This window comes from Dactylosporangium sp. NPDC051485, assembly GCF_040682015.1.
GTDB lineage: Bacteria > Actinomycetota > Actinomycetes > Mycobacteriales > Micromonosporaceae > Dactylosporangium.
The window spans coordinates 1-5,835 of record NZ_JBFAZW010000221.1 but is presented as its reverse complement, the minus strand read 5'-3'; the positions used below and the strand labels follow the sequence as shown (position 1 = coordinate 5,835).

2 protein-coding genes are annotated in these 5,835 nt (G+C 75.7%); both read right to left on the bottom strand.

Going from position 1 to position 5,835, the window contains the following annotated elements; all coding sequences use genetic code 11:
- Positions 1-4,443, bottom strand: a 4,443-nt coding sequence (locus AB0M46_RS50835) for an SDR family NAD(P)-dependent oxidoreductase (RefSeq protein ID WP_363348900.1), incomplete at its 3' end; no start/stop codon positions are given.
- Positions 4,440-5,835: beta-ketoacyl reductase (locus AB0M46_RS50830; protein ID WP_363348898.1), on the bottom strand; the 1,396-nt coding region annotated here is incomplete at its 5' end. The genes AB0M46_RS50835 and AB0M46_RS50830, both read right to left, overlap by 4 nt.

Sequence of the window (5,835 nt, the reverse complement as noted above, 5' to 3'; positions counted from 1 at the left end):
GCCGCCGTCCCCGCCGGCGGCCCGGCGCAGCCCGGCCCGGATCAGGCCGCGCAGGACGGGCGGAAGGGGGCCGCCGCGCGCCTGGGCCCGCAGCGCCGCGAAGTCGAACCGCACCGGCAGCAGCAGCGCCTCGGGGCGGCGCACGGCCGCGTCGAAGGCGGCCAGGCCGTCCGCCGGGCTCCACGGGTGCATGCCGGACCGGCCGGCGCGGGCCGGCTCCGCCCCGGCACCGAGGCCGCCGTCGACCGCCCACTGACCCCAGGCGAGGGCGGTGGCCGGGCGCCCGGCCGCCCGGCGGCGCTGGGCGAAGGCGTCCAGGAACGTCTTGGCCGCCCCGTAGTTGGCCTGGCCGGGGTTGCCGAGCTGGCCCGCGATCGAGGAGAAGACGACGAACAGGGCGAGGCCGGCGCCGGCGGTGAGCTCGTCGAGGTGGGCGAGCGCGTCGGCGGTGGGGCGCAGCGCGGCCCGCACGCGGTCCGGGGTCAGCGCGGCCACGGTGCCGTCGTCGAGCGTGCCGGCGGCGTGCACGACGCCGGTCAGGGTGCGGCCGGCGAGCGCGGCCGCGAGCTGTTCCCGGTCGGCCACGTCGCAGGCCGACACATCAACGGTGGCGCCGGCCGCGCGCAGGCCGGCGGCCAGTTCCTCGGCGCCGGGGGCGGCCGGGCCGCGGCGGCTCAGCAGCAGGAGGTCACGGACGCCGTACGCCGAGACCAGGTGCCGGGCCACCAGCGCGCCCAGGGCCCCGGTGCCGCCGGTGACGAGGACGGTGCCGCCCCGCAGCCGTTCAGCGAACCCGTCCGAGCCCGGGCCGGGCTCGCCGGCCGCCCGCTCCAGGCGGGGCAGCAGGGCGCGGCCGTCGCGCAGGGCCAGCTGGGTCTCGCCGGCCGCCGCGGCGGCGAGGGCAGCGGCCGGGACGGCCCGCGCCGACGCGTCGGTGGCGTCGACATCGACGAGGACGAGCCGGCCGGGGCTCTCGGACTGGGCGGAGCGCAGCAGGCCCCAGGCCGCGGCGGCGCCCGGGTCGGGGGCCTCCCCGCCGACCGCGACCGCGCCGCGGGTCACCACGGCGAGCGGCCCGTCCCGCTCGGTCTCCTCCTGGGCCAGGAGCAGCGCGTCGACGACGATGTCCGGGCCGGTCTCCAGCCACCGCACGGCGATGTCGCCCTCGGCGGGCGGCACCTCCAGGGGCTGCCAGCCGATCCGGTACAGGTGGGTGGCCTCGGCGGTCTCCGGCGGGCGCCACTCGACGGACTCGATCTCGAGAACCGGCGCGCCGGTCGGGTCGGCCGCCCGCACCGACGCCCGGTCCCCGTCCGGCCGCGTGGTCCGGACCCGCAGCGCGGTGGCGCCGGTCGCGTGCAGGGTGACGCCGCGCCACTCGGCCGGCACCAGCCCGTCGTCCTCGGGCTGCAGGGCGGCGTCGAGCAGCCCCGGGTGGATCGCGTAGCGGGGGTCGTCGTCGCCGGCCAGCGACACGGTGAGGTCGTGGTCGTCCGGGTCGAACCCGGTCGCGGGCCTGGCCGGGCCGAGGGTGCCGGTCGCGTGCGGGCTCCAGTCGTCGTCCTCGGAGCGCCGCGAGTGGACGGTCAGCGGGCGCCGGCCGTCGCCGTCCGGCTCGCCGACCCAGACCTGGGCCCGGTTCCCCGGGGCGAGCGGGGCCCGGATGGTCAACTCCTCGATGGTCGGGCAGCCACACTCCAGGCCGGCCCGCAGCGCCAGCTCGGCGATGGTCGAGTGGGCGCGCAGCGAGGGGCGCTCGGTCAGGAGGTAAGCGTCGGTGTGGGCCAGCCGGACCAACGGCTCGTCCGGGGCGCCCGCGTTGCCGGCGAGCCAGAAGGTGTCGTGCTGGAACGGGTACGTCGGCAGGTCCACCAGCCGCCCACCATCCACCAGCGGCCGGAGGTCGACGCCAATCCCCTGCGCCCACGCCTCCCCCAACGAGGCGACCAGCCGCCGCATCCCACCGTCATCCCGGCGCAGCGTCCCCACCCCGAGCGCCAGCACCGGATGCGCACTGCACTCAACAAACCCATCAAGCCCGAGCCCCCGCGCAGTGTTCACCGCATCGTCAAACCGCACCGGCTGCCGAAGATTCGTGTACCAATATGTCCCATCCAAAAGCGACATATCCAGCACATCGCCCGTCACAGCGGATATGAACGGCACCCGCCCAGATACCGGGTTGAGACCCTCGAGATCAGCCAAAATCTGCTCACGCAGTTCCTCCACGTGCGGCGTGTGCGACGCATAATCCACAGGAATCCGGCGCACCCGGACCTCATCGCCACAGGAGGCCATGAACTCCTCCAACGCCGAGACCTCGCCGGCCACCACGGTCGCCGACGGACCATTGACCGCCGCGACCGACAGCCGGTCACCGAGAAGCTCACGCACCCGATCGACCGGCGCCGCAACCGACACCATCCCACCGCGACCAGCAATCGCCCGCAGCGCCTTCGACCGCAGCACCACCACCCGAGCACCATCCACAATGGACAGACCACCCGCGACCACCGCCGCCGCGATCTCACCCTGCGAATGACCAATCACCGCCGCCGGAACCACGCCATAGGACTCCCACACCGCGGCCAACGACACCATCACCGCCCACAGAACGGGCTGCACCACATCGACCCGCTCCAACAACTCCGGATCGGCCAACGCCTCCCGCAACGACCAGTCCACCAACGGCGCCAGGGCCCGCTCACACTCGGCAAACACCGGGGAGTCGGCCAACAGCTCGGACGCCATACCCACCCACTGCGAACCCTGACCCGGGAAGACGAACACGGCCCGGCGCTCGGCCGGCACGTATCCCTCGACCAGGTTGGGCGCCGGCGCACCGTCGGCCAAGGCCCGCAGGCCGGCCAGGGCCTCCGCGTGGTCCGCGGCCACCACCACGGCCCGGTGCTCCAGCGCGGCCCGCCCGGTCGCCAGCGACGCGGCCGCGTCGAGCAGGCTCAGGTCGCCGGTCAGCCGCCGCGCCAGCCGGTCCGCGGCCGCCCGCAGCGCAGGTTCCGAGCGGGCCGAGACGAGCAGGGGCACCGGGCCGGAGAAGTCGGACCGCTGCGGGGTCTCGGCGAAGGACTCGAGGATCACGTGGGAATTGGTGCCGCTGATGCCGAACGCCGAGACCCCCGCCCGGCGCGGGCGATCCCCGGGCGTCTCCCACGGCCGGGCCGAGGTCAGCACCGAGACCGCGCCCGAGGACCAGTCCACGTGCGTGGTCGGCGTGTCGACGTGCAACGTCCGGGGCAGCAGCCCGTGGCGCATCGCGAGCACCATCTTGATGACGCCGGCCACGCCGGCCGCGGAGGCGGTGTGGCCGATGTTCGACTTCACCGCGCCGAGCCACAGGGGCCCGTCGGCGGAGCGGTTGCGGCCGTAGGTGGCCAGCAGGGCCTGCGCCTCGATCGGGTCGCCGAGCGCCGTGCCGGTGCCGTGGGCCTCGACGGCGTCGACCTCGCCGGGCGCGATCCGGGCGTCGTCGAGCGCGGCCCGGATGACCCGCTGCTGGGACGGGCCGCTGGGGGCGGTCAGGCCGTTGGAGGCGCCGTCCTGGTTCACCGCGGAGCCGCGGACCACGGCCAGGATCCGGTGGCCGTTGCGCCGGGCGTCCGAGAGGCGTTCGAGGAGCAGTACGCCCGCGCCCTCGGACGGGCCGAAACCGTCGGCGCCGTCGGCGAACGCGCGGCAGCGGCCGTCGGCGGCCAGCACCCGCTGCCGGCAGAACTCCACGAAGCCGGCGAGGCTCGCCATGATGGTCACGCCGCCGGCCAGGGCGAGGGTGCAGTCGCCGGCCCGCAGCGCCCGCGCGGCCAGGTGCATGGCCACCAGCGACGAGGAGCAGGCGGTGTCGATGGTCATCGACGGGCCCTCCAGGCCCATCGTGTAGGAGATCCGGCCCGACACGATGCTGGCGAGGTTGCCGGTGCCGAGGTAGCCCTCCAGCCCCTCGGGCGCGCGGCGCAGGTCGCGGGCGTAGTCGAGGTTGTTGCAGCCGACGAAGACGCCGGTGCGGGTGCCGCGCAGCGACTCCGGGTCGATCCCGGCCCGCTCCACGACCTCCCACGCGATCTGCAGCATCAGCCGCTGCTGCGGGTCCATGGCGAGGGCCTCGCGCGGGGAGATGCCGAAGAACCCGGCGTCGAACTCGCCCGCGTCGTGCAGGAAACCGGCCTCGCGCACGTAGCTCTTGCCGACCGCGGCCGGGTCGGGGTCGTAGACGCTCTCGACGTCCCAGCCGCGGTTGTCCGGGAAGGCGGAGATGGCGTCGCGCTCCCCCGCGACCAGCTCCCACAGCCCCTCCGGGGTGTCCACCCCGCCCGGGTAGCGGCAGGCCATGCCGATGACGGCGATCGGCTCGTGCGCGGCCTCCCGCGCCTGGCGCAGGTCGCCGGTCATCCGCTTGAGGTACTCGAGCAGCTTCTCTTCGTTGTTCATTGCGACGCTCCGAACTCACGGTCGATGAGCGCGAACATGTCCTCGGCCGTCGCGGTGGCGAGCCCGGCCCCGGACTCCTCGGCCGCCCCGGACAGCCGGCTCAGCATCGACTGCAGCCGCAGGGCGGTACGGGCGCGCAGGTCGGGGTCCCCGGCCACCCGGTCCAGCTCCGCCTCCAGCCGGTCCAGGCCGGCCAGGCCGTCGCCGGCGTCCTCGGGGGCCAGCTCGGCGCGCAGGTACCCGGCCAGGGCCAGCGGCGTCGGGTAGTCGAACACCATGGACGCGGGCAGCTGCAGGCCGGTCGCGGCGCGCAGCCGGTTGCGCAGCTCGACCGCGGTCAGCGAGTCGAAGCCGAGCTCTTTGAAGGGCCGGGCCTGGCCGACGCCGGCCGGGTCGGCGTGCCCGAGGACCGCGGCCGCCTCCGCGCGGACGAGGTCGAGCAGCTCGGCCGGGGACGCGTGCGCGAACCGTCCGGCCGTCGCCGCCGTGGGCTCCTCCGCCGGACGTTGCAGCAGGAGTCGTACGTCGGGCAACCGCGAAATCAGCGGGCTGGGCCGCCCGGAGGTGAACCCGTCCACGAACCGGGCCCAGTCCACGTCGGCCACGGCGACGAACGTCTCGTCGTGCTCGACGGCCTGCACCATGGCGTTGAGCGCGAGCTCGCCGGGCATCTCCAGGACCCCGCGACGGCGCATCCAGTCCTCGACGCCCTCGCCGGTGAGCATGCCCCCGCCGCCCCAGGCGCCCCAGGCCACCGACGTGGCGGTCCGCCCGGCCGCCCGGCGCCGCTCGGCCAGCGCGTCGAGGTGGGCGTTGGCCGCCGCGTACGCGCTGTGCCGGCCGCTGCCCCAGACGCCGGAGTTGGAGGAGAAGAGCACGAAGGCGTCCAGGGGCCGGTCGCCGAGCAGCTCGTCGAGGGCCTCGGCGCCGAGCACCTTGCCCCGCACCAGCTCGGCGAAGTCGGCGAGGCCGGTCTCCTCGATGGTCGTCGACTGGACCACGCCCACCGCGTGCACGACGGCGGTCAGCGGCCGCTCCCGCGGCACGGCGGCGATCAGATCGGCGAGCACGGTCCGGTCGGTGACGTCGCAGGCGACCATGGTGACCCCGGCGCCGAGCGCGGCCAGCTCCCCGGCCAGCTCGGCCGCGCCGGGCGCCCGGTCGCCGCGCCGGCTGAGCAGCAGCAGGTGCTCCGCGCCGGTCTCCGCCAGGCGGCGGGCGACCTGTGCGCCGACCCCTCCGGTGCCGCCGGTGACGAGGATGGTGCCGCGCGGGCGCCAGGGCCGGACGGGCTCGGCGCCGCCCAGCGGGGCCCTCGCGGCGAAGACCGAATCGTCGTCGTCGGCCATGCTGAGCACCAGGACCCGCACGTGCGGCATGTCGGCGGCCATC